Genomic DNA, 1,930 nt, shown 5'->3' with positions numbered 1-1,930 from the left:
GATACGGAAGAACAGATCCGTTTCTGGCAGGGCATTGATAATGGTCACGTCGGGTCTTTTCTGGTTTCTCCGGAGAAGAAACGTACCCGTCGCCGTCGCGGTGAACATTCCACTAAACCCAAATGCGAAAACCCGTCCTGGTTCCGGCCGCCTCACTATAAGGCGCTGGGTGGCCAGCTGGGGCACGCCTATAACCGTCTGGTGGAAAAAGATCCGGCCACGGGTCAGTGCAGGCTTCGCATGCACATGTCACTGCATCCTTTCTACGTCCAGGAACGGCAGCGCGCGGGGCGCAGATATGCTTTCCGCCCGGAAAAACAACGTCTTCTCGATGCGCTCTGGCCGGTACTGGTCAGCTTCTGCGATGCCGGTAAACACACGGTAGGAATGAGTGTGTCCAGACTGGCCAGAGAACTCAGCCCGAAAGATGCCCGGGGGGAAGTGATTTCCGGTACGGAAGTCACGGTACGCCGGATTTCGGCATTAATTGCCGAGCAGGTCCGCTTTGGTGTACTTGGCGTATCAGAAGAAACTCTGTGGGACAGGGAATCACGGAAGCGACTGCCTAAATACGTCTGGATCACGCCCGTTGGCTGGAAAATGCTGGGTGTTGATTTGATGAAGCTGCAGGAGCAGCAGCTGAAAAAACTACGTGAATGCGAGGAACGTCAGGCGCTCATTAAAGAGGGGCTGTTAGGCGAGCATGAGGAGATTTCTGTTCTGAGGGCGCGTAAACGCTGGTATGAGCAGCGCAGTCGTGAAGCCCTGCAGTATCGCCGTGCAAAAGGGGCCGCACGTAAGCGTGCAAACCGTCTGGCCAGAATGCCCCGCGACCGTCAGGTCTACGAAATGACCTGCTGGCTGAAGAAAACGCTGCCGGCAGATGAGCTCTATGGTTATTCTAAAGATAAACTTGAGCAGCTGGCTGTCCGGCATCTGTACCAGCTGGAGTTGTCACTGAACCCTTCTCCGCCTCATTAGTCAGGCAAATCACAATTTGCGTTAAAAACGGCCCCTCCGGGGCTTTTCGTGCTGGTTTTTTTCAGTCACTGTTGTCAATTCAGTCTGTCTCCGACCTGATTTCACGCTTTTTCTTATGATTTTGCTGCCGTCATGGCCACAGCGCGCATGTGCCTGAATACTTATCCACATAAATCCGCAAACAGATAACATACAGATTCCGGAAACGTATAACGGGAAATCTGCAAAACAGTCTTAACCCAGTTATTAATCCCCTGCATAACAAGCAGCAGGGAGATCCTTTATCTGTGTTACTTCCGTGAACAATCACATTAATGCCTTCGCTCGCAGCGACCGCAAGCGTTCGCGCCGCTCAGAAATTAGGTACCTCCCGCCGCTATACGGCGGGCGAGTCAGCAACCCCTTACTATTTAGTTACATCATTCGGTTAAATCCTCACAAAACCGCGCCAGTGTTGTCCTCTGCATCGCATCAGACACAAGAGACACCAGAAACCTCGCCTGTCACCACCGGAGAACGCTCACGCTTCAATCACATCAGTGCCCACCTGACCGTCACTGAAAAGCGGCGCCCCACCCCGGCCAACGGCCGGGGTAATGCATCGCTTTAAAATGACGGATGTTGTAACTATATTTCGTGGTTGCTGTGGGTGGCGTGGCTTTGGGTTCTGGTGTACACGCTCGTAAGCGGCCCTCACGGCCCGCTAACGCGGAGATACGCCCCGACTGCGGCTCACGCCTTGTCGTGACCACTCCGACCGCGCACAGCAGCTTCTGAATCGTTTTCAGCGGGTTTGGTTGGGCTTAGCAGCTACCGTGTTAAGTTCCCTGGTGTTGCTGAAATAACTGAAGAACATCCCCCTAAGCGTCAGCAGCAAGCTGCCGCCGCTAAGGCCCCGGAAATCACGCCCTTTACGTCGTAAACGCCGTAAAGCCCGCTCACCGGGGTT

At 54.2% G+C, this 1,930-nt stretch carries 1 protein-coding gene; it reads left to right on the top strand.

The annotated features are described in order from the left end of the window. The coding region (gene repA / locus HMPREF3096_RS05550; RefSeq protein ID WP_049162626.1) for a plasmid replication initiator RepA at positions 1-981 on the top strand (981 nt) is incomplete at its 5' end. Between the last annotated feature and the right edge of the window lie 949 nt (positions 982-1,930).

This window comes from Klebsiella sp. HMSC25G12 (assembly GCF_001807705.1).
GTDB lineage: Bacteria > Pseudomonadota > Gammaproteobacteria > Enterobacterales > Enterobacteriaceae > Klebsiella > Klebsiella variicola.
The sequence above is the reverse complement of the archived record's forward strand: the minus strand, read 5'-3'. Positions and strand labels throughout refer to the sequence as shown.